The sequence below is a fragment of the Pseudomonas sp. AP19 genome (genome assembly GCF_001728855.1).
Taxonomy (GTDB): Bacteria; Pseudomonadota; Gammaproteobacteria; order Pseudomonadales; family Pseudomonadaceae; genus Aquipseudomonas; species Aquipseudomonas fluorescens.
Genome location: NZ_LXJP01000007.1, coordinates 32,227 through 54,720 on the forward strand (window position 1 = coordinate 32,227; position 22,494 = coordinate 54,720).

Below are 22,494 nucleotides of genomic sequence, written 5' to 3' on the forward strand. Positions count from 1 at the left end.
CATGACCCAGCCACTGTTGGAACTCAAGGGCATCACCCGTACGTTCATGGCCGGCGAGCGTGAGTTCATTGCGCTCAAAGGCATCGACCTGAGCATTCATGCCGGGGAAATGCTGGCGATCATCGGCGCCTCGGGCTCGGGCAAGTCGACCCTGATGAACATCCTCGGCGGCCTGGATTACGCCACCGCCGGCAGCTACAAAATCAAGGGTATCGAAACGCGCTCGCTGGGCGATGAGCAGTTGGCGGAGCTGCGCCGCGACTACTTCGGTTTTATCTTCCAGCGCTACCATTTGCTCGCGCACCTGAGTGCCTTGCATAACGTCGAAATGCCGGCGATCTATGCCGGCACACCGCAGACCCAACGCCACAGCCGAGCGCGGGAACTGCTCACGCGCCTGGGCCTGGCCGGGCACACCAGCCACCGGCCCAGCCAGCTGTCGGGCGGGCAGCAGCAACGGGTGAGTATCGCGCGGGCGTTGATGAACGGCGGCGAGGTGATTCTCGCCGACGAACCCACCGGCGCACTCGATACCCACAGCGGCAAGGAGGTGATGCGTATCCTGGCTGAACTGCACGCCGCCGGGCACACGGTGATTATCGTCACCCATGACCCAAAGGTGGCGGCGAATGCCCAGCGCATTGTCGAAGTGTGCGACGGTGAGATTGTCAGCGACCAGGCCAATGACCGTGTCGGCCTGGCGCTGCCCAGCGAAGCCCCGATCGAGTCCACGCGCAGCGGCGCCCGACGTTTGGTGGCGAGCCTGGGGTTGTTCAAGGAAGCGTTCAACATGGCCTGGGTGGCGCTGATTTCCCACCGTATGCGCACCTTGCTGACCATGCTCGGCATCGTCATTGGCATCACCTCGGTGGTGTCGATTTCGGCCATCGGCGAAGGTGCCAAGCGCTATGTGCTCAAGGACATCCAGGCCATTGGCAGCAACACCATCGACATCTTTTCCGGCACCAGTTTCGGTGACAGCCGCGCCTCGGCCATCGAGACACTGATGCCGTCGGATGTGGAGGCGTTGAACCAACTGTACTACGTCGACAGCGCCACGCCGGTGGTCGGCCGCAACCTGCTGCTGCGTTTCGGCAATATCGACGTGGACGCGCAGGTGAATGGGGTCAGCGACCGTTACTTCAACGTCAAAGGCCTGAAGCTCGAAGCCGGCATCGCCTTCAGCGAAAGCGACGCGCGACGCCAGGCCCAGGTGGTGGTGATCGACCACAACACCCGGCACCGTCTGTTCGGGCCAAACGTTGACCCGCTGGGCCAGGTGATCCTGGTGGGCAACTTGCCGTGCACGGTGATCGGTGTGACGGCTGATAACAAAAACATGTTTGCCGCGAGCAAGGCGCTGAACGTGTGGGTCCCTTATGAGACGGCGGCGGGGCGATTGTTGGGGCAGCGTCATCTGGACAGCATCACCGTGCGCATCAAGGACGGCCAGCCGAGCAAGGTGGTGGAAGACAACGTCAATAAACTCATGCTGCAACGCCATGGCACCAAGGATTTTTTCACCAATAACCTCGACAGCATCATGCAGACCGTGCAGAAAACCAGCCGCTCCCTGGCGCTGCTGTTGTCGCTGATCGCAGTGATTTCGTTGCTGGTGGGCGGTATCGGGGTGATGAACATCATGCTGGTGTCGGTCACCGAGCGCACCCGTGAAATTGGTATACGCATGGCCGTGGGCGCACGGCAGTCGGACATCCGCCAACAGTTTCTGGTGGAGGCGGTGATGGTCTGCCTGATCGGCGGGATGATCGGTATCTCGCTGTCGTTCGCGATCGGCTATCTGTTTTCGTTGTTTGTGAAGGAGTGGGAGATGGTGTTTTCCCTGGGATCTATCGTCACCGCCTTTGCCTGTTCGACGATGATCGGGATCGTGTTTGGCTTTGTACCCGCCAGGAACGCGGCGCGGTTGGACCCGATTGAGGCGCTTGCAAGGGACTGATTGCGCTCAAGCAGCCGCTATCCAGTGTGGGAGCCGGCAAGCCGGCTCCCAGCGGGTTTTGCACTGCGTCAGAGCGGCGGGGTCAGCCCTTCTTCGGTGGCGTACATCCACCGCAACAACGAGTGCCGCCCGCTGATCCCCAGCTTGATCGCCGCGCGTTTGAGGTAGCTCTCGATGGTGTTGACCTTCAACGTCAATTGCTCTGCCAACTCCGGTGCCGTGCGCCCGGCCAGCAGGCCTACGCACACCTCAAGTTCACGCTTGGACAAGCTCAGGCCCGAGTGCAGCAGGCGTTCTTCGATGCGCCGGCGCAGGGTTTCGATGCCTGGTTTTTCCGGCTCCGCTGCATCGTTGCAGGGGCGGCCGGGCTGGATGGCGGTGATGTGTTTCTCGACCATGGGCAGCAACAGCGTGGAGAAGTCCTGCAGCATGTTGCGTTCCTGCGCCGAAAAGCTCTCGGACTGATGCGAGCGATACACCGACAGCACGTAGCGCACATCGTCCTTGCGGCGTGTGAGGTGCAGTTGTGCGGCGGGTTGCTCTGCGCCCAAGGCCGCGACCGAGTCGGTGTAGACCGGGCTGATCCGGCGTCGCGTGTGCCCCTCTGCACTCACCCGCAATTGGGTGATATGGGTGGCGTCCACTGCCAGTTGAGTAAGGATCAGGTCATGCAGCATGCGTGGGAAATGGCGGCTGCCGGTGCTGGCGATGACTTTGCCTATATGGGGGAACAGGTGTGAGTTCATCAGTTCGTCCATGAGTTTCGAATGCGGGTACTCAGCCTTATAACGACGGGGTCCAAGCAGGTAACCAGGCTGAATAACCTACAGTGATAACGCGCCCGCCGAGCACCTATGCTAGTACAGCCTGACAAAAGGATGGGGATCCAATCTGCAAAAAATCAGATTAAAAACGCATAACGGCGGTCAGACCAGTCCGACCACCGTTTGTGAGAAAGGCTTACATCAAACCCAGGCCTTATTTCATGGCGTGCTCGTCGCTCAAGGCCCGACGCGGCGCAGTGCGGCTGCATTTGGCCAGCGCCTGATGGATGTCTGCCAGCAGGTCGGCGACGTCCTCAAGCCCGACCGACAACCGCACCAGCCCCTCGCTGATACCGTGTTGCGCACGTTCTTCCGGGGTGTAGGTGGAATGGGTCATGCTGGCGGGGTGCTGGGCCAGCGACTCGGCGTCGCCCAGGCTGACTGCGCGGGTGAATAACCTGAGGGCATTCATGAAGCGCCGACCGGTCTCGATGCCGCCCTTGAGTTCAAAGGCAATCATGCCGCCGGACTGTTTCATCTGGCGTGCCGCCAATTCGTATTGCGCGAAAGCGCGCAGCCCGGGATAGGTCACCCACTGCACGGCCGGGTGCGCCTGCAAGGCTTCGGCCACCGCCTGGGCGTTGCTGCAATGGCGGTCCATGCGCAGGGCCAGCGTCTTGAGGCCGCGCATCAACAGTGACGCGTCCTGCGGCGACATCACTGCGCCGGTCAGGTCTTTGAGCCCTTGCAGGCGGATGCGTTGCGCCAGGGCCTGATTGCTCACGGCGATACCGGCGGTGATATCACCGTGGCCGCTGAGGTATTTGGTGGCCGAGTGCACCACCACGTCGGCCCCCAGTTCCAGGGGGCGTTGCAGGTAAGGCGTGCAGTAAGTGTTGTCGACCACCACGGTGATGTTGGGCTGCTGATGCGCCAGTGCGGCCACGGCGGTAATATCCACCAATCGCAGGTTGGGGTTGGCCGGGGTCTCGCAGTAGATCATCCGGGTGGCGGGGGTGAGTGCCGCGCGCAGGGCGGCCAGGTCGGTGAGGTCGACATGGCGCACCTTGATACCGAATTCACCGATGCCGTGGTGCAGCAGGGCGAAGGTGCAGCCATAGAGGGTCTGGCTGACGATCACTTCATCGCCTGGGCGCAGCAGGGTCCAGAACGTCGCAGCAATCGCGCCCATGCCGGAACTGAACGCCACGGCCGCCTCACCGTTTTCCAGGGTCGCCATGCGCGACTCCAGCAGGGCCAGGGTCGGGTTGGAAATCCGCGTATAGAAATGCCCGCTGGCTTCACCGGCAAAGCAGGCAGCGCCGTATTCGACCGTGGGAAAAGCGAACGTGGCGGACAGGTAGATCGGCGGCACGAGTGCGCCGTGATGGTCCGTGGGGTCATAACCGTGGTGGATGGCGCGGGTGGAAAAGCCGAATGTGTTGTGTTTATTGTTCATGTCGGACGCTCCTTATTTCCTACAATGCTATGCTCATAACCACAGATGAACGTTGCAAGATTTGCACGCAAATCCCGGTTTAAGGGATGAAATACCCCTAAAAATAATGAATAGAGGCAAGCTATGCCCATCAGCCTGGATCGCACCGACAAAGCGCTCTTGAACGCCCTGCAAGGCAATGCCCGCCTGACCGTGGCCGAGTTGGCCGAGCGTGTTGCCTTGACCACGTCGCCGTGCTGGCGACGGGTGCGCAACCTGGAGGAGAGCGGGGTGATCAGCGGCTATCAGGCGATCCTCTCGCCCAAGGCGCTGGGGTATGGCGTGACGGCCTTTGTCAGCATCATGATGGAGAGCCACACCCAGGAAATCGCTCGCGCGTTTGAGCAACGATTGCTGGAGATTCCCGAGATCGTGGCGTGCCACAACGTGTCGGGGCGCTATGACTTTTTACTTGAGGTGGTGGCCAAGGATCTGGAGTCGTTTGGCGAGTTTGCGCGGGAGGTGTTGCAGACCTTGCCGTGCGTCAAAGAGATCTATTCGAGCTTTTCCTACAAGTCGGTGCGGCGGTTGCGGGTGATACCTTTGCCTGGGTGACCGCGTACATATCCCCGGTCTGCCAGCCCCCGCGCCGCCGACAAAGACTGCATCGCGCCATCCGCCTGAAGTAGCCGTTCAGTGTGTCTTCAAGTACCCGCGTGGCGTGGTGCCGGTCATACGTTTGAAGAAGGCGATCAACGCGCTGTCACTGGCAAAGCCCAGTTCGAAGGCGCAGTAGCCCACATTACGTCCCGTGGCGAGCAATTCGATGACTCGCATCAAGCGCCACTGCTGGCGCCATTGCTGATAGCCCAGGCCGGTTTCCCGCAGGAAAATCCGGCCGATGGTCTTGGTGCTGGCGCCAATTTGCTTTTCCAGGTCTTGCAGTGTGGGTGGCAATGTTTCGAGGTCGGCCAGCAAGGGGGCCAGGCGTTTGTCCTGCGGCAATGGCAGGAGCATCGGCTGCTCGGCGGCAGCCTGGATTTCGTCCAGGCACAAGGCCAACAGATGGGCATATCGGCCACTGTGCCAATCGGTCTCGTAGGGGGCCATCGCCATCGGTTCCAGCACCGCGTGCAGCAAGGTGCTGACTTCAATGACCCGTACCTGGTTTGGCAATTGCTCGGCCAATGCCGGGCTCACGTACAACGAACGGTAATCCACTGTTTTATGCATCACCGCGCGATGGGGCACGCCGCAGGGTATCCACGCCGCACGGGAGGGCGGCAGCAGGCACAGTTGGTTGTCCAGGGTGATACGGGTGCACCCTTGTCGAGTGAACAATAGTTGCCCGCGCTGGTGCCGATGCAGGCCGGAGTCATGGTCGCCGAGCAGCGCGGCGATGCCCACAACGGGCGCCGCCAGGCAGTCGGGATCGAAGGATGCATCGGCGGCAAGCCAAGCCATAGGTTGTCCGATTTAATGGATAAGTTGTCGAAGTCAGGATAATAGCCCAGTCGCTCGTTTTTAAACTTCTTGCGTTGTTTTATGCGAGTGAGTTGTTGATGAACCTAAAAAAAATAGGGGTGTTGGCGGTGGTGTTGCTGATGTTTCCGCAACTGGCCCAAACGCTTTACAGCCCGGCCCTGGGTGATATCGGTCGGGCGTTTGCGGTTGGGCCTGAACGGGCAGGGCAGACCCTTTCGGTGTATTTCCTGGCGTTCGCGTTCGGGGTGGTGGTGTGGGGCCGGTTGTGCGATCGCTGGGGGCGTCGACCGGTGATGTTGGCCGGGCTGGCCTTATATATTGGCGCCACAGCGCTGGCCTTGGGTGTAAGCACGTTCAATGCTTTGTTACTGGCCCAGGCCCTGGCCGCGTTTGGCGCGGCAGTAGGCTCGGTGGCGACGCAGACGATCTTGCGCGACCGTTTCCATGGTGCGCAATTGGCCCAAGTGTTTTCCATAATGGGCGTTGCCCTTGCTGCCAGCCCGGCGCTTGGTTTGTTCAGCGGCGCGACCCTGGTGCAGCACTTTGGTTATCGCGGCATGCTCACGGGCTTGTTGCTGCTGGCATTGGCATTATGGGGCTGGTGCGTCTGGGCCTTGCCTGAAACACGTCCAGTGTCATTGCCGACGGCATCGCTGCTCGAGACTCTGAACCTGATGCTCAGGGACGCAGCGATTTGGCGCTCGGTCGGGTTGGTGGCGGCGTTCAATATCGCGTTGTTCGGCTATTACAGCGTGGGCCCGTTTATCTTTTCACAACTGGGGTTGTCCGCCGCTGAGTTTGGTTACAGCGGTGTGCTGCTGGCGCTGGGGTCTGGGCTCGGGGCCTGGTTGAACAAGCGGTTGCTCAACCGTGGCATGAACGGTGATCAGTTGGTACTGACCGCCGCCGGATTAGCGGTGTTGGGTGGCTTGCTGGTCTTGCTGCTGCAAGACAGCTGGTTGTTCGTAGGGCCGATGGTGCTTGTGGTGCTGGCATTCGGCATGGCGATTCCTAATGTGCTCGGGGCCGCGCTTGTACGTTATGCCGACCGCCTTGGCAGCGCCGCCGCGGTATTCGGCTTGCTGTATTACCTGGTCATCGGCGCGGGACTTACCCTGGTGGCCTGGGCCCAGAACCTTGGCTGGAGTCTGTTGATCTGTGGCGTGGCGGCGCTGTGGATGGCAACGCCGCGGGTGTTCAGAAGTTGACCGAAGCACTCAGCCGCGCCGTCAACGGTGCGCCCTGGAACAGATAGTCATCGCCCATGTACTCGCCTGCATCGCGCCAATAGCGCTTGTCGAACAGGTTGTCGACGCTCAGGCGAAACACCGTTTCATAACCGTCGATTTTAGTGGTGTAACGGCTGCCGACATTGACCACTGCGTAATCGCCGACCTCCACATTGCCGCTGCGGTTGGCGTATTTCCTGGCGCTGTATTGCACGCCGCCGAGCAGCGCTAAACCATTCATCCATGGCAACGCGTAGTCGGCGTACACACTGGCGCGCAGTGTGGGCACATTGATCGCCTGGTGACCTTCATAATCTGGCGTGCCACTGTTGTTCACCCGCGCGCGAATCGCCGCCACGCTGGTTGCGATTTGCAGGCGGTCGGTGGCCCAGCCGTTGGCGGACAGTTCCAGGCCAGTGTTTTTTTGTTCGCCTTGTTGCACGTAGGTGAAAGTGTCGCCTGCGGGCCTGGCGTACTGATAAGCCTGGCGCGTCTGGAATACGGCGGCGGCGAAGCTGATGCGGCGCCAGTCATATTTAACACCGGCTTCGATTTGCCGCGAGACGGTCGGTGCCAGGGTGTCGCCGCTGTTAGTGGCGAACCACGGCGCAGTGCCGCCCAGGGAAAGCCCCTTGCTGTAGCGGGTGTACAGCGAGATATTTTCCACGGGTGTGTAAATTAACGAGGCTTGAGGCAGGAACACGTATTGCTGGGTGTGGCGTGATGCGTTGCCATTCTCATCGAAAGCTTTTTCATCCAGGCGCACTTCGCGACCGCCGAGGATGGTCTGCCATTGCTCGTTGAAACGGATGCGGTCGGTGACGAACAGCCCGTATTGGCGGCTGTCGAGGTTGCGGTGGCTGTCGTGCAGGGGTTTATCGGTAGGCGTGAAGGTGGGCGCATCCTCATAGATATTGCCGCTGCCGATCCACTCATTGACTGACTTACGTTTGTCGATCACCCGGCGAAACGCACTGGTGCCGAAGGTCAACTCATGGCCCAGGCCTGCAGTGTCGAACAGCCCGGTCATGGCCGCCTGGACTTCATCGTCGCGGCGGGTGTCATCGGGGCTGCGGTAGTCGTAGATGTCGTAGTTGCCTTCGGGGCTGAAGTAATTGCCGACGCCCTGAGTGTCGCCACCCCAGGCAAACGAACTGTAGTCATCAATTACCACCTTGCTGCGCGCCGCGCTCACACTGCCTTTCCACTGGTCGCTGAAGCGGTACTCAAACTTGCCGGTGAGGTTCAACGCGTCGATACCGACCGGGTGGGAACCACTCTGGTGCCCCAACAGTTTTTTTGGCGAGGCGTCATGCGGCACCTGCGTGCCGCCCAACAGTTGATAACCCGGCACCGAGCGCTGTTGCTTGGTCTGGTATTCCGCATCCAGTTGCAGCAGCGCGTCGGGGCTGATGTTCCAGTCGAAGGCCAGGGACACAAAATCGCGCTGGCCATTGGCATGTTCCACATAGGCGTTGAGGTCTTCATGGGCGACGTTGGCGCGCAGGCCGAACTGCTGCTCGCTGCCAAACCAGCCGCCGACATCGGTGGCGATATAGCCACTGCCACGGTCATCGGTGGCCACCGTCACCGAACGTACATCCTCCGGGCGTTTGGTCACGTAGTTGATCACGCCGCTGGGTTCGGAAATCCCGCTTTGCAGACCGGCCAGGCCCTTGAGCACTTCCACCTGCTGCTTGTTTTCCAGGGCGACGTTCTGTTCGCCGGTGATGGTGCGCCCGTTGATCTTGTAGCTGCTCGCGGCATTCAGCGAGAAGCCGCGCACTACAAAGTTTTCGTAGTAGCCGATGGGCGCATAGCTGTCGCCCACCGAGGCATCGTTGCGCAGCACTTCACTGAGCAGGCGCGCTTGTTGGTCCTTGATCAGCGCGGCGTTAATCACCGTGATCGATGCCGGCGTGTCCAGCAGCGGGGCCTCATTGAAGCCGCCGACCGAAGCGGTGTCCGTGCGGTAGCCGGCTTCTTCCTGGCCCTGGACCTGTACCGCCGGCAGTTCTATGTCAGCCGCCGGGCTGCTACCGATACCGCCACTGAGCAGCAAACCAAGGGCAAAACGTGACGTGACGACGGGGCGAAAACGCAAAACCATGGGGGCAGGGCCTTAAAGCGCAGGGCAGGGGGGCGCATAAGCTAGGGGTATGTGTGAGGTTTTACAAGATGCAAAGCGCCGGCTCGGCCACCGGTTGACGGTGTTTCAAGCGTGGCGCTTGAGGGTCTCGCTGGGCAGTTCCTTGAACAACGCCCGATAGCTGTTGGAAAACCGCCCCAAATGCCAGAACGACCAGTTCATCGCCACTTCGGCCACGGTGGTGTCGGTGGCGCTGAGCAGTTCGCGGCGGGCGCCGTTCAAACGCCGCAAGCGCAACCACTGCGCCGGGCTCATGCCGGTGTAGGTCTTGAACCCTTGCTGCAAGTGACGCAGCGGCACGCCGGCAATCTGCGCCAGTTCGAGCAAGTTGACGGTTTCGTCCGGTGCATCCGCCGCCCACTCGCCGATGCGCGCCATCAACTGGCGTTCTGCACTGCGACGCTGTAACGAGCTACGGTCCAGGCACACGCACGCGTTGTCGAGAATGAACAGGCAATCGTCGAGTAACTGTTGGGTGAGGGTGTCGCGGCTGATCGGGTCGAGCGTGGCGGACAACCGTGTCAGTGTGCCGCTGAGCCAGCGCGTGAACAGCGCGTTTTGCTGGCACGTCAGCGGTGCCATGAACAACCCTTCCAGTTTTGCCACGTCGAGCCCATGGCGCTGGACGAACTGCGGGCCGAACACGACGGCCACTTCACGGTAATTTTCCGGGGTGATCCAGGTGTTGCGGCTTTCGCCATTGAGCATGTACAGCGCGTTGTCGCTGCCATCGAAACAGAACGCCAGCGCGCCCGGCGGGGCGTTGAAGTGCTGTTCCACGCGCGTGTTCATGCACTCTTCGTACACCTGCACGCCTTGCAGGTCGAGGTAGCGGATATGCCCGGCAAAATGCCCCGGGGACATCTGCTGGTACTGCTGCACCCAACCGGGTGTCGCACTGCATTGAGCGGCCACATCACCGGTGGTGAAGGCCTGTACGCGCAAAGCTGTTGCCTGTGTCATGGGTAACCTGGGCGCACTCTATTGGTGCGTTATGGTTCGTGCAAAGTGGATAGATGCCGACGTGCGGCGGCATCAAGATAGACCTCAATGCGCCGAGAGTACAAGCCGACGCCGCATCCAACCCATGACGAGGTCCTTATGAACGCCCCCTTCGATCAGCTGTCCGCCTGGCTGAAAGAACACAAGATTACCGAAGTCGAATGCGTGATCAGTGATTTGACTGGCATCGCACGCGGCAAGATTGCGCCCACCAACAAGTTCCTGCATGAGCGAGGCATGCGCCTGCCGGAAAGTGTGTTGCTGCAAACGGTGACCGGGGACTTTGTCGACGACGATATCTACTACGACCTGCTCGACCCGGCCGACATCGACATGATCTGCCGCCCGGTGTCCAACGCCACGTACGTGGTGCCATGGGCCATCGAGCCTACGGCCATCGTGATCCACGACACCTTCGACAAGCAGGGCAATCCCATCGAGCTGTCGCCGCGCAACGTGCTGAAAAAAGTCCTGCAGCTTTATACCGACCAAGGCTGGCAGCCGATTGTCGCGCCGGAAATGGAGTTCTACCTGACCCAGCGCTGCGAAGACCCCGACCTGCCGCTGAAAACCCCGGTGGGCCGTTCCGGCCGCGCGGAAACCGGACGCCAGTCGTTTTCCATCGACGCCGCCAACGAATTCGATCCACTGTTCGAAGACGTCTACGACTGGTGCGAGCTCCAGGGCCTGGACCTCGACACGCTGATCCACGAGGACGGCCCGGCGCAGATGGAAATCAACTTCCGCCACGGCGACGCCCTGGATCTGGCCGACCAGATCACCGTGTTCAAACGCACCCTGCGCGAGGCTGCGCTCAAGCACAACGTGGCGGCCACCTTCATGGCCAAGCCCGTCGCCGACGAACCGGGCAGCGCCATGCACTTGCACCAGAGCGTGGTGGACATTGCCACGGGCAAGCCGGTATTTGTCGACGCCGACGGCAAGATGAGCCAACTGTTTTTGCACCACATCGGCGGCCTGCAAAAGTACATCCCCAAGCTGCTGCCGATGTTCGCTCCCAATGTGAACTCGTTCCGCCGCTTTCTGCCGGACACCTCGGCGCCGGTCAATGTCGAGTGGGGCGAAGAAAACCGCACCGTCGGCCTGCGCGTGCCGACTTCCAGCCCCGACGCGATGCGCGTGGAAAACCGCCTGCCGGGCGCGGATGCCAACCCCTATCTGGCGATTGCCGCCAGCTTGCTGTGTGGGTACCTGGGCATGATCGAACAGATCGAGCCGAGCGCGCCGGTGGAAGGCCGCGCCTATGAACGCCGCAACCTGCGCCTGCCGTTCACCCTCGAAGATGCGCTGGCGCGCATGGAAGATTGCGACACGGTCAAGCAGTACCTGGGCGATAAGTTCGTGCGCGGCTACGTCGCGGTCAAACGCGCCGAGCACGAAAATTTCAAGCGGGTGATCAGTTCCTGGGAGCGTGAGTTCCTGCTGTTGAGCGTCTAAAAAAACTCAAAGGGGTGTCGATATGCGTCTTGTGAAAAAGCTTCTCCCACTGGCTCTGGTGGCGGCGTTCAGCAGTGCAAGCCAGGCCGCGCCGACGGTCAGCGTCTACAACTGGACCGATTATATCGGCGAGACCACCCTGGCCGATTTCCAGGCCAAGACCGGGATCAACGTCATCTATGACGTGTTCGACTCCAATGAAACCCTGGAAGGCAAGCTGCTCGCGGGGCGCACCGGCTATGACGTGGTGGTGCCGTCCAACCACTTTCTGGCGCGCCAGGTGAAAGCCGGCGCGTTCCTCAAGCTGGACCGCTCGCAGTTGCCGAACTTCAAGAACCTCGACCCCAAGTTGCTCAAGCTGCTGGAGAAAAACGATCCGGGCAACGCCCACTCGGTGCCCTACCTGTGGGGCACCAACGGCATCGGCTATAACGTCGACAAGGTCAAGCAGGTGCTCGGCGTAGACCACATCGATTCGTGGGCGGTGCTGTTCGAACCCGAGAACATCAAGAAGCTGCACGAGTGCGGCGTGGCCTTCCTCGATTCGGCGGACGAGCTGTTCCCGGCGATCCTCAAATACATGGGCAAAGACCCGCGCAGCGAGAACCCCGAGGATTACAAACAGGCTGAGGCCAAGCTGTTGACGCTGCGGCCGTACATCACCTATTTCCACTCCTCCAAGTACATTTCGGACTTGGCCAACGGTGATATCTGTGTGGCCTTCGGTTATTCCGGCGACGTTTTTCAGGCCGCCAACCGCGCCAAGGAAGCCAAGAACGGCGTGAATATCGCGTACGCGATTCCCAAGGAAGGCTCCAACCTGTGGTTCGACCTGCTGGCCATTCCCGCCGACGCCGGCAACCCGAAAGAAGCCCACGCCTTTATCAACTACCTGCTCGACCCTGAGGTAATCGCCAAGGTCAGTGCCTCGGTCGGTTATGCCAACGCCAACCCGGCGGCCAAGCCCTTTATGGCGCCGGAACTGGTGAACAACCCTGAGGTGTACCCGTCTCAGGAAGTGCTCGACAAACTCTATATTTCCACCACGCCGACCCCGGCGACCATGCGCCTGATGACCCGCGCCTGGAGCAAAGTGAAGACCAACAAATGAAGCACGCCAGCGACCACGCCCAGTCCTATTACCTGGCTTCGGCCAATGCCATGCCTGAGCGTCCGTCGCTGGGCACCGACCTGAGCGCCGATGTCTGCGTGATCGGCGGTGGTTTCACCGGTGTCAACACCGCCATTGAGCTGGCCCAGCGCGGGCTCTCGGTGATCCTGCTGGAGGCCCGGCGCATTGGCTGGGGCGCCAGCGGACGCAATGGCGGGCAGTTGATTCGCGGTATCGGCCATGATGTGTCGGGGTTTGCCAAATTTGTCGGCGAGGAGGGCGTTCGTTACCTGGAGCGAGCTGGAATTGATTCAGTCGCGCTGGTGGGCGAGCGTATCCGCGAACACGCCATCAATTGCGACCTGCGCTGGGGCTTTTGCGAATTGGCCAATACCCCGGCGCAGTTCGCCGCGTTCAAAGGCGAGCAGGACAGCCTGGCGGCGATGGGGTATGCCCATCAAACCCGTCTGGTCGGCCCGCAGGCGATGTCACAGGTCGTCGGCTCGGCGGCTTATGCCGGTGGCCTGATCGACATGGGCTCCGGGCACTTGCATCCGCTGAACCTGGTGCTGGGCGAGGCGCAGGTGGCCGAGTCCCTCGGGGTGCGGATTTTCGAGCACACCCAGGTGCTGGAGCTGATCCACGGCGACACGGTGCAGGTGCGTTGCGCTGGTGGCACCGTGCGCGCCGCCAGCCTGGTGCTGGCGTGCAATGCACATTTGGACGAGTTGGAGCCGCGCTTGAGCGGCAAAGTCCTGCCGGCGGGCAGTTACATCATCGCCACCGAACCGTTATCCGAGGCGTTGGCCAAGCAATTGATCCCGCAAAACTTTGCGCTGTGCGACCAGAAAGTCGGCCTGGATTACTACCGGCTTTCCGCTGATCGGCGCCTGTTGTTCGGCGGTGCCTGCCATTACTCGGGGCGTGACCCGGCGGACATCGCCGCCTATATGCAACCGAAACTGCTCAAGGTGTTTCCGCAGTTGGCAAACACGCCCATCGAGTTTCAATGGGGCGGCAAAATTGGCATCACCGCCAACCGTTTTCCTCAGGTCGGGCGGCTCCAGCAATACCCGAATGTGTTCTATGCCCAAGGCTACTCCGGGCATGGGCTCAACGTAACGCATTGGTGCGCGAAGCTTTTAGCCGAAGCCATTCATGCCGGCCACAGCCAGGGCCTGGATATTTTCAGCCAGGTGCCGCACATGACCTTCCCGGGCGGCAAGGCTTTGCGTTCGCCGCTGTTGGCGTTGGGGATGTTGTGGTTCCGGCTGCGCGAGTGGGTCAGCTGACGCGCGGCAGTCTGAATGTGGGAGCGGGCTTGTTCGCGACAGCAGGGTGCCAGGCGCTGCATTCGGTGACTGCTTCAGCGCCTTCGCGAGCAAGCCCGCTCCCACATTTATCGTCAGGCTTCAGGTTCGGTGAGCACCTTGCGGAAGGTTTCGACCAAGGGCCGCAGGTTGATCCGATGCCATGCCGCCCACAGCGGGGTGGTGTAGGTCCGCCGGGGCAATTCACGCAACACCACACCGGGTGGCGCATTGCGGCTCAGGCCTGTTTGCACCAGGGCCACGCCCAATCCCGAGGCTACCAGGCCGAGTGCAGTAAACGGCTCGCTGGCTTCCATGGGGACTTGCGGCGTGAAACCGGCGCGGATGCAGGCGGCGACGAAATCATCGGCCGGGCGTCCCTCAGTACACGCCGGGCATTGGGCAGCACGCCGGCATGCATGGCGTTTTCGATGTGGCCGATGCACAGGCCACCTTCTTCGCCGCGGCCCAGGCGCTTGCCCAACGATTCCAGGCGATTGGCATGGGTCAGCAGCGCCTTGGTTTCGGCAAGAAAGGTCTGGCCATCGCGGGTCAGCCGAATGCGTTGCTGGCTGCGTTCGAACAGGGTCAGGCCCAAGCGTTCTTCGAGCTGGGCGATCTGCCACACCGTCGAGCAGATCAAGGCGATTGCCCTGGCGTTTGGCGTTAGCGTGAAAGCAGCCGCCCTGCAATTTTGCCTGGCCCACCCGGCAGTGGCCGCGGTGATTCCGGGTGCCAGTCGTCCGGGGCGGATTGCCGAAGACGTCGCCGCGTTGTCAGAGAAGATTCCGGCGGCCTTCTGGCAGGCGCTGCGCGATGCCGGCTTGATCTCGGCCCGTGCGCCGTTGCCACTTTAATTTCAGGAGTCTGATATGAACATCGATGTGAGCGGCAAAGTAGCCATCGTCAGCGGCAGTACCGCAGGCATTGGCCTGGGCATCAGCCAGGCGCTGGCAGCGTCCGGCGCAACCGTGGTGGTGATCGGGCGTGAAGCGGGCAAGGTCGATGCCGCCCTGGCAAGCATTCGCCAGGCGGTCCCGGCGGCTGACCTGCGCGGGTGGGTGGCAGATCTGGGTACGGCGCAGGGTGCCGCGACACTGTTCGCCGCTGAACCGCGCGCCGACATCCTGGTCAACAACCTGGGCATCTTCAACGACGTGGATTTCTTTGAGGCGCCGGACAGCGAGTGGACGCGCTTCTACGAGGTCAATGTGATCGCCGGCGTGCGCCTGGCGCGCCATTATGTGCCGGGTATGGTCGAGCAGGGCTGGGGGCGGGTGATCTTCCTGTCGTCGGAGTCCGGCGTGGCGACACCGGCGGACATGATCAACTACGGCGTGACCAAAAGTGCCAATTTGGCCGTCTCCCACGGCCTGGCCAAACGTCTGGCGGGTACGGGCGTGACCGTCAACGCGGTGCTGCCGGGGCCGACCTTTACCGACGGCCTGGAGCATATGCTCAAGGACGCCACGGCCAAGTCCGGGCGCAGCGCGCGGGACGAGGCGGATGTCTTTGTGCGCAATGCGCGGCCTACCTCGATCATCCAGCGTGCGGCAAATGTGGATGAAGTGGCCAACCTGGTGGCGTACATTGCTTCACCCCTGTCATCGGCGACCACCGGTGCCGCGTTGCGGGTCGACGGTGGTGTTGTCGACAGCATGGCGATCTGACCTGTTATTTTTTCTGGAGTATTTATCGTGGCGACAGCTTCTTCTGTGATTGAAATTCCGGTCTCGGCCGATCAGGTTTGGCAATTGGTGGGTGGCTTTAACGCGCTGCCGGATTGGCTGCCCTTGATCGTCAAGAGTGAGGCGAGTGAAGGCGGGCGTTTGCGCCACCTGGAAACCGCCGATGGCGGTGTGGTGGTCGAGCGTATGCAGAGCTTTGATAACGTGGCGCGCACCTACAGCTACACCATTGAGCAGTCGCCGTTTCCGGTCAGTGCTTACCTGGCGACCCTGCAGGTTGAGGCGTTGACCGAGGCGTCGGCGAAAGTGACCTGGTCCGGTGTGTTCACCCCGGCTGCCGGGACCACGGATGCGCAGGTGGAGGCCTTGTTTGCCGGTGTTTACAGCGGCGGGCTTGAGGCGCTGCGCGCTAACTACCCGGCCTGATCCAACAGGCACCGCAAGTTCCCGGTGGGAGCTGGCTTGCCTGCGATAGCGGAGTGTCAGGCAATGAAAAAGTTGCCTGACAGATTGCCATCGCAGGCAAGCCAGTTCCCAGCGGGGTTTGTGGCAGTTGGGTCATTCGGGCATCAGCTGCTGCCGACACTCCAACACCAACCGCGCACCGCCGCTCTGGCTGCTGCCGACTTCCAGCTTGAACCCGTGCAAGTTGATGATCGCCGCGACAATCGACAAGCCCAGACCAAACCCGCCTTGCTGGTCGCCTTCATCCACGCGATAGAAGCGCTGGAACACCGCATTGCGTTCCGCCGCTGGAATGCCCGGGCCGGTATCGTGTACTTCGATGCGCGTGCTGCCGCTGTCGTTAACCCCGCGCAATATCACTTCACCGCCCGGTGGCGAGAACTTGATCGAGTTGCTCAACAGGTTGGCCAGGGCTTCGAACAGCAACGCGCGGTCGCCGGTGATCCATGGCAGTGACTCGGGCACTTCGAGCCGCAGCTGCAATTCGCCTTCTTCCGCCAGTGGCAGGTAGAAGTCATGCAACTCGCGCAGCAGCGGCAACGGGTCCATGACCAGGAAGCCTGAGCGGCGCTGGTGGTCTTCCAGCTCCGAGATCCGCAGCAGGCCCCGGAAGCGCGCCATCAGGGTGTCGGTTTCGGCAATCGCATCGTCAAGTTTCACCGCGTAGTCCGAATCTTGCTCAGCCTCTTGTTTGATGCGGTAAAGCTGCGCACGCAAGCGTGTCAGTGGGGTGCGCAGGTCATGGGCGATGTTGTCGCACACGCCCTTGACCTCGTTCATCAGCTTCTCGATACGGTCGAGCATGGCGTTGACGATGGCGGCGAGCATGTCCAGTTCGTCACGCCGGTTCGACAGCGGCAAACGGTGGGTCAGGTCGCCGGCGACGATAGCCTCGGCGCTGGCCTGGATCCCGCGAATGCGGCGCAGCGGACGGCGGCGCAACAAATGCCAGCCGGCCGCACCGGGGATAATCGTCAGCGACAGCGCCCACAGCAGGGCATGCCAGATGATCCGGGTGACGCCGAACAGCGAGCCGTTGGCGCGCACCAGTACCAGCCAACGGCCGTCTTCGGTGTGGGTGGCCACGGCGTCGCAGCTGTCCTTGGGAAGTTTCGGGTCGTCGGAGTCGACGCAATTGGCCAGGGCGTGGATCTTGCCGTCCAACGGCAGGTCCGGTGGCACGGCGCGGATCGGGCCGCTCAATGGGCGAAATTGCTCATCGAACAGGCCATAGGCGTCCACGCCCTTCATGTCGAAGGTCATGCTGGTGGTCAGGGCTTCCACCAGTTCTTCGCCGTCGAAACGCTGAAACAAATGCTGGCGCTGCATCAGCGAATGGCGCGACAAGTCGCTGAGGTACCCTGACACCTCGTAGTACAGCACCCCCATGAGGATGCAACTCCAGGCCACAAACAGCGAACTGTAAAGCGCCAGCAAGCGGCTGCTGGAGGAGCGCCAGCCCTTAGAGGGGTTCAGCAATGACATAACCGGAACCTCGTACCGTGCGGATCAACGGCGTGAGGCCCGGTGGATCGATTTTTTTGCGCAGGCGACCGATGTGCACGTCAATCAGGTTGGTGCCCGGGTCGAAGTGATAACCCCAGACTTCCTCGAAAATCATCATCCGCGAGAGAATCTGCCCGGTGTTGCGCATCAAAAATTCGAGCAGTTTGTATTCGGTCGGCAGCAGGCTCAGCGGTTGCTCGGCGCGGCTGGCTTCGCGGCTGATAAGGTTCAGTTCAAGGTCGGCCACGCGCAAGGCGGTTTCGAATTCCTTGACCGTGCTTTTGCGGCGCAGCAGCACTTCGACGCGGGCGGCCATTTCGTCGGACGCGAACGGTTTGGTCAGGTAGTCATCTCCGCCGGCACGCAAACCCCGCACACGTTCGTCGACATCGGAGAGGGCGCTGATCATCAGGATCGGCGTCGACACCCCGATGGTGCGCAGGGTCGTGACGATGGCCAGGCCATCCAGCTCCGGCAGCATTCGGTCGAGGGTGATCAGATCGTAATCACCACTCACAGCACGGACCAGGCCTTCACGGCCGTTGTCCACCCAATCCACGTCCAGTCCATGGCTACTCAGCTCGGCGACGATCTCGCGGGCCGTTACGGCGTCATCCTCGATGGTCAAAATACGGGTCATAGGATTACCTGGTGAGCGATTCACACTAGAAGTGGGGCTATTTTGCCAAGAACCAGCTGAATGTTTCCTAAATTAAACTTCATGTTGGCAAAACCACCACACATTTAATCGCTGAGCCACTGCGGTGCGGGGGTTGGCTTGCCGGCAATGGCGGTGGGCCGGCAACCGTTTTGTCATTCATACGCCGCTAGCCGAGGCAAGCCAGCGGCGACGCGCATCGCGTTTGAGGCGAGATTGCATAACGCCCGCCCTCAACACGCATTTCTTGCAACTTGCATGGTTTAACGAAGTTCAATTTAGTTAACTTGTTGAAATATAAGGATTTTAATTTATGCGCCGGCTGGCACGCTGCCTGCACTGTCCCTTTTGAGACTTGTAACACTATTTTTCCTGCCGGGAGCAAAACAACAATGATCACATCCTCATCCACGCTGCAAGAGTCGAGTTCGCTCTCCGGGGTATCCTGGGGGGCGATTTTTGCCGGGGCCGCAGCGGCCGCTGCATTGTCCCTGATCCTGGTGCTGCTGGGCTTCGGCCTGGGCTTTTCGGCGGTGTCGCCGTGGGCCGACAGCGGTATCAGTGCCAAGGGGCTTGGCATTTCCACCATTATCTGGCTGGCCTTTACCCAGATCGTTGCCTCGGGCCTGGGCGGTTATATCGCCGGTCGGTTGCGCGTGAAGTGGGCCAATATGCACGGCGATGACGTGTACTTTCGCGACACCGCCCATGGTTTCCTCGCTTGGGCGGTTGCGACGCTGGTCACTGCGGTGCTGGTAGTCGGTTCGGTGAGCAGCGTGGTCAGCGGTGGCGTTAAAGCCGGTGCCAGCGTAGCTGCGGGCGCCGCCAGCGGCATGAGCCAGGCAGCCGGCAGCGCCGCCAAAGGCGCCAACAGCGGCGACTTCGATTATTACGTCGACAGCCTGTTCCGCGATGACCGCCCAGCCGCCGTCAGCGACGACGCCGTACACGGCGTGGTAGCCCGCATCCTCACCCGCACACTGAGCAACGACGGCCAGTTGGCACCGGAAGACCGTGCCTACCTTGCCCAGTTGATCAGCCAGCGCACCAACCTCAGCCAGGCCGACGCCGAAGCGCGGATCGACAAGGTCTACGGCGAAGCCCGTAAAGCCATCGAAGACGCCAAGCTCAAGGCCAAGCAAGCGGCCGATACCGCGGCGAAAGTGGCTGCCTACACCTCGCTGTGGACCTTCATTGCCCTGTTGATCGGTGCGTTCTTCGCCAGTTTCGCCGCGACCTTCGGCGGTCGTCGTCGGGATGCCGTGGTGTATGTCGAAACCGAACACTTTGTCCGTTAATTCAAGGAGAACATCATGCGCTCATTACTTCTGTGGTTCCTCGGCGTGCCGATCCCGGTCATTATTCTGATCGCGATCTTCATGCACTAAACCTGAGCCTGGCTCGGTCCCCAGTGTGAGCGGGTTTGCTTGCGAAGGCGGTCTTTCAGCGGTTCATGAGCTGACGGATGCAGCGCTTTCGTGAGCAAGCCCGCTTTCACGTTTGGGCGCGCGCAGGGTCAGCCAGCCGGTGACCAGCAATGCACTGGCGACCAGGGTCATGATCACCAGCGGTTGTGAAGTACCGTCCGACAGCAGCCCGGTCGCCCAACTGCTGACCGCCGTCAGGAACATCTGGGTGAAAAAGAACAACCCCGATGCCGTCCCGGCAATCGCGCCGTAAGGCTGCAGTACCGAGAGCTGGCAGGCGGGAATCACCATCCCCACCGACACCATGATCACCACCATCGGCAGCACAATGGCCAGCCAATCAGCCGGCAACAAGGTCGTAGCCGCCGCGAGCAGCAGGCTACCCAGCACGTTCAGGCCGATTGCGGCGCTGATCAACGCATCGGGTTCAAAGCGCAGCACCAGGCGCCGGAACAGGTTCGCCCCGAGCATATAGCCGCTGATCGTCGCGGCAAACACCAGCGCGTAGGCCGTGGTGGACAGGTGGAAGCCCCGTTGCAACAAGGCCGACGACTCGCTGATAAACGGGAAATAGGTGCTGTACACGCAGCCGATGGCCAGGGAATACCGCAGGAAGTAACGGTCGCGCAGAAGCTGGCCGTACAGGCGTAGCAGATTGCTTGGCGGTGCTGCAGCGACTTGCGGCGGACGGGTTTCCGGCAATCGGCGATACACCACCAGATACAGCCCCGCGCCGATGACGCCGAGCACCACAAACAGACCCCGCCAGTTGATAAACGGCAGCATCAGGCTGCCCAGCACCGGCGCGGCCATCGGCGAGATGGCCATGGCCATGGAAATCAGGCCCAGCAGGCGCGCCTGCTCATGGCGGTCGAAGTAATCACGCACGATCACCCGACCGATCACCGTGGTGCAGCAACCGCCCAGGGCCTGGAACAGGCGGGCGATGATCAGCACTTCAAGGCTGTTGGCCAGCGCGCAGGCAACGGTGGCGAGCACATACAGAAACAGCCCCACCAACAAAATCGGGCGACGCCCGAAGCGGTCCGTCAGCGGGCCGCTGACCAGCAAAGATATCGCCGAGCCCAAGGTGTACAGCGTGAGGGTCAGTTGCAGTTGGCTGTCGCTGCTGTGGAAGTCATCGGCCATGGCCGGCAAGGCCGGCAGGTGCATGTCCAGGGTGATGCGCGGCAGGCCGATCAGTACGGTCAGCAGCACCAGCCAGAACCAGGAGGAGAGCACGCGTTGAGTCATGGGAAGCGCCTTCGCCATTCATTGAACCCGAACTCTAGCGGCTTTGTGGTTTAATCCTCAGGGCCACTTATGCATAGAGTGATTGGACCACTATGAGCCGAGGAAAAGCCGCATCCGCCCTGGACCTGCCGCGCCCGGATACGTTGGACGCCGGTAAGCAGCAGGGCGCCTACGAGGCCTTGCGCACGGCGATCTTGACCCGCCAATTGCCGGCCGGCAGCCGCTTGCCGTCGACGCGCAGCCTGGCCGAACGCTGGCTGGTGTCGCGCGGCACGCTCGAAGCGGCGTTCGAACGCCTGCACAGCGAGGGCTATGTGCAGCGCGTGGCGGGCTCCGGCACGCGGGTGAGCGCGGTGATCCCCGAGCAATTTATTGCGGCCCCGGCGCCCACCGAAAGCCCACGCCGTATGGCCGTGCCCGATCTGCCCGAGGCGGGGGTGCAAAGTCACGTGCCTTTCGTTGCACGGCGCCCGGATGCCGGCCTGTTCGATCTGAAAGCCTGGGCACGCTGCATCACCCGTGGGCTGCTGTCGGCAGGGCCGGGTGCGTTGGAAGCCGCCCACCCGGCCGGGTTACCGGCCTTGCGCGCGCACATTGCCGATTACTTGCGCAGCTATCGCGGCATGCACTGCGAGGCCGATGAGGTGATCGTCACCACCGGTATTCGCCATGGCCTCGACCTGATTGCGCGCACGTTGCTTAAACCGGGCGACACGGCGTGTGTCGAAGACCCCGGCTATAAACCGGCGCGCCGCCTGTTCAGGCTGGCAGGCGCGCAGGTGGTGCCGATCCCGCTCACGGCTGAAGGCCTCGACACCGGCCAGCTCCCTGGCACTGCGCGCGTGGCGTATGTCACGCCTGCACACCAGGCGCCGCTGGGCATGACCCTGTCGGTCTCGCACCGCCTGGCGCTGTTGGACTGGGCCGCGCGCGCGGATGCCTGGGTGGTCGAAGACGATTACGACAGCGAATACAACTACAACAGTGCACCCCTGGCGGCGCTCAAATCCCTGGATGGCGGCGATCGGGTGATTTACTGCGGCAGCTTCAACAAGAACCTGTTCCCTGGCTTGCGCGTGGGTTTCATGGTCGTGCCCACCACGCTGCGACCCGCATTGCTGCGCACCTTGCAACTAAGTGGCCAGTCAGTGGGCGTTACGGATCAATTGGGCTTGGTGGAGTTTCTGGGCAGCGGGGCCTTTGTGCGCCACTTGCGCGCCTCGCGCCAGGCGTATCAGGCCCGCCGCGACGCGTTGCTGGCCTGCCTCCCGCATGGCTGCACGGTCAGCGGTCAGCAGGCCGGGTTGCACTTTGTGCTGTGGTTGCCGGCCGGCGCCGATGAGGCGGATTTCTGCGCGCGTGCCGCCGCTGTGGGGTTGACCTTGCAACCGTTGGGCACGTTTTGCGTCGAGGCGAACTTGCCGCCGGCGGTGATCATCGGCTACACCGCGTTGACCCTCGCGCAGATCCGTTTTCACGGGCGCGTGCTGAGCACATTGCTACTCGCGACGTGACGCGCGTTTGGCCAGGCTCGCGCCCATCGCCATCGCCATCGCCATCGCCATTGACTGACCCGCCGCCATCGCGGCA

At 61.7% G+C, this 22,494-nt stretch carries 18 protein-coding genes and 2 pseudogenes; 11 read left to right on the forward strand and 9 right to left on the reverse strand.

Translation table 11 applies throughout. The features are described 5' to 3' along the window. Nucleotide 1 precedes the first annotated feature (1 nt). The gene (locus tag A7D21_RS07730; protein WP_053256487.1) at nucleotides 2-1,960 is read left to right on the forward strand and encodes a MacB family efflux pump subunit; all 1,959 of its coding nucleotides are present in this window, start codon (nucleotides 2-4) and stop codon (nucleotides 1,958-1,960) included. A gap of 68 nt (nucleotides 1,961-2,028) precedes the next feature. Here the strand turns inward: A7D21_RS07730 and A7D21_RS07735 are convergent, their stop codons facing one another. Continuing rightward, nucleotides 2,029-2,706 carry a response regulator transcription factor gene (locus A7D21_RS07735; protein ID WP_078828139.1) on the reverse strand — a complete coding sequence of 226 codons (678 nt, stop codon included), beginning with the start codon at nucleotides 2,704-2,706 and terminating at the stop codon, nucleotides 2,029-2,031. Between the two features lie 232 nt (nucleotides 2,707-2,938). After that, nucleotides 2,939-4,183: a methionine gamma-lyase gene (locus tag A7D21_RS07740; protein ID WP_069551397.1), complete on the reverse strand. Its 1,245-nt coding sequence runs from the start codon at nucleotides 4,181-4,183 to the stop codon at nucleotides 2,939-2,941. Between the two features lie 123 nt (nucleotides 4,184-4,306). Between A7D21_RS07740 and A7D21_RS07745 the strand changes: the two genes are divergently transcribed. Next, nucleotides 4,307-4,777, forward strand: a complete 471-nt coding sequence (locus A7D21_RS07745; RefSeq protein ID WP_053256484.1) for an Lrp/AsnC family transcriptional regulator — start codon at nucleotides 4,307-4,309, stop codon at nucleotides 4,775-4,777. 78 nt (nucleotides 4,778-4,855) lie between these two features. Here A7D21_RS07745 and A7D21_RS07750 read toward each other — a convergent pair whose 3' ends face one another. After that, on the reverse strand, nucleotides 4,856-5,626 hold the full coding sequence (locus A7D21_RS07750; RefSeq protein WP_053256483.1) for a helix-turn-helix domain-containing protein: 771 nt from the start codon (nucleotides 5,624-5,626) through the stop codon (nucleotides 4,856-4,858). A gap of 98 nt (nucleotides 5,627-5,724) precedes the next feature. Here A7D21_RS07750 and A7D21_RS07755 point away from each other — a divergent pair, with 98 nt between their 5' ends. Beyond that, nucleotides 5,725-6,855: an MFS transporter gene (locus tag A7D21_RS07755; protein WP_069551398.1), complete on the forward strand. Its 1,131-nt coding sequence runs from the start codon at nucleotides 5,725-5,727 to the stop codon at nucleotides 6,853-6,855. On the opposite strand, the gene A7D21_RS07760 is transcribed toward A7D21_RS07755, so the two are convergent. After that, nucleotides 6,845-8,986 carry a TonB-dependent siderophore receptor gene (locus A7D21_RS07760; protein ID WP_069551399.1) on the reverse strand — a complete coding sequence of 714 codons (2,142 nt, stop codon included), beginning with the start codon at nucleotides 8,984-8,986 and terminating at the stop codon, nucleotides 6,845-6,847. The genes A7D21_RS07755 and A7D21_RS07760 overlap by 11 nt on opposite strands. A 105-nt stretch (nucleotides 8,987-9,091) precedes the next feature. Continuing rightward, nucleotides 9,092-9,988, reverse strand: coding sequence for a helix-turn-helix domain-containing protein (locus A7D21_RS07765; RefSeq protein ID WP_053256480.1), 897 nt, complete (start codon nucleotides 9,986-9,988; stop codon nucleotides 9,092-9,094). Between the two features lie 138 nt (nucleotides 9,989-10,126). On the opposite strand from A7D21_RS07765, the gene A7D21_RS07770 reads away from it, so the two are divergent. The 3 genes from A7D21_RS07770 to A7D21_RS07780 are packed head-to-tail and all read left to right on the forward strand — an operon-like array spanning nucleotide 10,127 to nucleotide 13,888. Further along, nucleotides 10,127-11,485 carry a glutamine synthetase family protein gene (locus tag A7D21_RS07770; protein ID WP_053256479.1) on the forward strand — a complete coding sequence of 453 codons (1,359 nt, stop codon included), beginning with the start codon at nucleotides 10,127-10,129 and terminating at the stop codon, nucleotides 11,483-11,485. Nucleotides 11,486-11,507: 22 nt separating this feature from the next. Further along, nucleotides 11,508-12,596, forward strand: a complete 1,089-nt coding sequence (locus A7D21_RS07775; RefSeq protein ID WP_069551400.1) for a polyamine ABC transporter substrate-binding protein — start codon at nucleotides 11,508-11,510, stop codon at nucleotides 12,594-12,596. Further along, nucleotides 12,593-13,888: an FAD-binding oxidoreductase gene (locus A7D21_RS07780; RefSeq protein ID WP_069551401.1), complete on the forward strand. Its 1,296-nt coding sequence runs from the start codon at nucleotides 12,593-12,595 to the stop codon at nucleotides 13,886-13,888. The genes A7D21_RS07775 and A7D21_RS07780 overlap by 4 nt, the downstream gene beginning before the upstream one ends. Before the next feature lie 113 nt (nucleotides 13,889-14,001). Here A7D21_RS07780 and A7D21_RS07785 read toward each other — a convergent pair. Continuing rightward, nucleotides 14,002-14,528, reverse strand: a pseudogene (locus A7D21_RS07785) (LysR family transcriptional regulator); the annotation flags it as partial. On the opposite strand from A7D21_RS07785, the pseudogene A7D21_RS07790 reads away from it, so the two are divergent. The 3 genes and pseudogenes from A7D21_RS07790 to A7D21_RS07800 form a co-directional block, all read left to right on the forward strand. Beyond that, nucleotides 14,506-14,763 (forward strand): annotated as a pseudogene (locus A7D21_RS07790) (aldo/keto reductase); the annotation flags it as partial. The pseudogenes A7D21_RS07785 and A7D21_RS07790 sit on opposite strands and share 23 nt — an antisense overlap. A 15-nt stretch (nucleotides 14,764-14,778) precedes the next feature. Beyond that, nucleotides 14,779-15,576 carry an SDR family NAD(P)-dependent oxidoreductase gene (locus A7D21_RS07795; RefSeq protein ID WP_053256474.1) on the forward strand — a complete coding sequence of 266 codons (798 nt, stop codon included), beginning with the start codon at nucleotides 14,779-14,781 and terminating at the stop codon, nucleotides 15,574-15,576. Between the two features lie 27 nt (nucleotides 15,577-15,603). After that, nucleotides 15,604-16,020: an SRPBCC family protein gene (locus tag A7D21_RS07800; RefSeq protein WP_053256473.1), complete on the forward strand. Its 417-nt coding sequence runs from the start codon at nucleotides 15,604-15,606 to the stop codon at nucleotides 16,018-16,020. Nucleotides 16,021-16,152: 132 nt separating this feature from the next. On the opposite strand, the gene A7D21_RS07805 is transcribed toward A7D21_RS07800, so the two are convergent. After that, nucleotides 16,153-17,544, reverse strand: coding sequence for a HAMP domain-containing sensor histidine kinase (locus A7D21_RS07805; RefSeq protein WP_053256472.1), 1,392 nt, complete (start codon nucleotides 17,542-17,544; stop codon nucleotides 16,153-16,155). Beyond that, nucleotides 17,522-18,205 (reverse strand): response regulator transcription factor, encoded by a 684-nt coding sequence (locus tag A7D21_RS07810; protein WP_003219726.1) that lies wholly within the window; start codon nucleotides 18,203-18,205, stop codon nucleotides 17,522-17,524. Before A7D21_RS07810 ends, A7D21_RS07805 begins: the two co-directional genes overlap by 23 nt. Before the next feature lie 410 nt (nucleotides 18,206-18,615). Here A7D21_RS07810 and A7D21_RS07815 point away from each other — a divergent pair, with 410 nt between their 5' ends. After that, nucleotides 18,616-19,521, forward strand: a complete 906-nt coding sequence (locus A7D21_RS07815) for a hypothetical protein (protein ID WP_069551404.1) — start codon at nucleotides 18,616-18,618, stop codon at nucleotides 19,519-19,521. Between the two features lie 153 nt (nucleotides 19,522-19,674). Here the strand turns inward: A7D21_RS07815 and A7D21_RS07820 are convergent, their stop codons facing one another. Beyond that, nucleotides 19,675-20,904 (reverse strand): multidrug effflux MFS transporter, encoded by a 1,230-nt coding sequence (locus tag A7D21_RS07820; RefSeq protein ID WP_083272168.1) that lies wholly within the window; start codon nucleotides 20,902-20,904, stop codon nucleotides 19,675-19,677. A 92-nt stretch (nucleotides 20,905-20,996) separates the two neighbouring features. Between A7D21_RS07820 and A7D21_RS07825 the strand changes: the two genes are divergently transcribed. Then, nucleotides 20,997-22,418 (forward strand): PLP-dependent aminotransferase family protein, encoded by a 1,422-nt coding sequence (locus A7D21_RS07825; RefSeq protein WP_069551406.1) that lies wholly within the window; start codon nucleotides 20,997-20,999, stop codon nucleotides 22,416-22,418. Nucleotides 22,419-22,494: the final 76 nt, after the last annotated feature.

Coding starts and splice junctions, on each gene's coding strand:
- A7D21_RS07730 (WP_053256487.1), top strand. CDS start 2: ATGACCCAGCCACTGTTGGAACTCAAGGGCATCACCCGTACGTTCATG.
- A7D21_RS07735 (WP_078828139.1), bottom strand. CDS start 2,706: ATGAACTCACACCTGTTCCCCCATATAGGCAAAGTCATCGCCAGCACC.
- A7D21_RS07740 (WP_069551397.1), bottom strand. CDS start 4,183: ATGAACAATAAACACAACACATTCGGCTTTTCCACCCGCGCCATCCAC.
- A7D21_RS07745 (WP_053256484.1), top strand. CDS start 4,307: ATGCCCATCAGCCTGGATCGCACCGACAAAGCGCTCTTGAACGCCCTG.
- A7D21_RS07750 (WP_053256483.1), bottom strand. CDS start 5,626: ATGGCTTGGCTTGCCGCCGATGCATCCTTCGATCCCGACTGCCTGGCG.
- A7D21_RS07755 (WP_069551398.1), top strand. CDS start 5,725: ATGAACCTAAAAAAAATAGGGGTGTTGGCGGTGGTGTTGCTGATGTTT.
- A7D21_RS07760 (WP_069551399.1), bottom strand. CDS start 8,986: ATGGTTTTGCGTTTTCGCCCCGTCGTCACGTCACGTTTTGCCCTTGGT.
- A7D21_RS07765 (WP_053256480.1), bottom strand. CDS start 9,988: ATGACACAGGCAACAGCTTTGCGCGTACAGGCCTTCACCACCGGTGAT.
- A7D21_RS07770 (WP_053256479.1), top strand. CDS start 10,127: ATGAACGCCCCCTTCGATCAGCTGTCCGCCTGGCTGAAAGAACACAAG.
- A7D21_RS07775 (WP_069551400.1), top strand. CDS start 11,508: ATGCGTCTTGTGAAAAAGCTTCTCCCACTGGCTCTGGTGGCGGCGTTC.
- A7D21_RS07780 (WP_069551401.1), top strand. CDS start 12,593: ATGAAGCACGCCAGCGACCACGCCCAGTCCTATTACCTGGCTTCGGCC.
- A7D21_RS07795 (WP_053256474.1), top strand. CDS start 14,779: ATGAACATCGATGTGAGCGGCAAAGTAGCCATCGTCAGCGGCAGTACC.
- A7D21_RS07805 (WP_053256472.1), bottom strand. CDS start 17,544: ATGTCATTGCTGAACCCCTCTAAGGGCTGGCGCTCCTCCAGCAGCCGC.
- A7D21_RS07810 (WP_003219726.1), bottom strand. CDS start 18,205: ATGACCCGTATTTTGACCATCGAGGATGACGCCGTAACGGCCCGCGAG.
- A7D21_RS07815 (WP_069551404.1), top strand. CDS start 18,616: ATGATCACATCCTCATCCACGCTGCAAGAGTCGAGTTCGCTCTCCGGG.
- A7D21_RS07820 (WP_083272168.1), bottom strand. CDS start 20,904: ATGACTCAACGCGTGCTCTCCTCCTGGTTCTGGCTGGTGCTGCTGACC.
- A7D21_RS07825 (WP_069551406.1), top strand. CDS start 20,997: ATGAGCCGAGGAAAAGCCGCATCCGCCCTGGACCTGCCGCGCCCGGAT.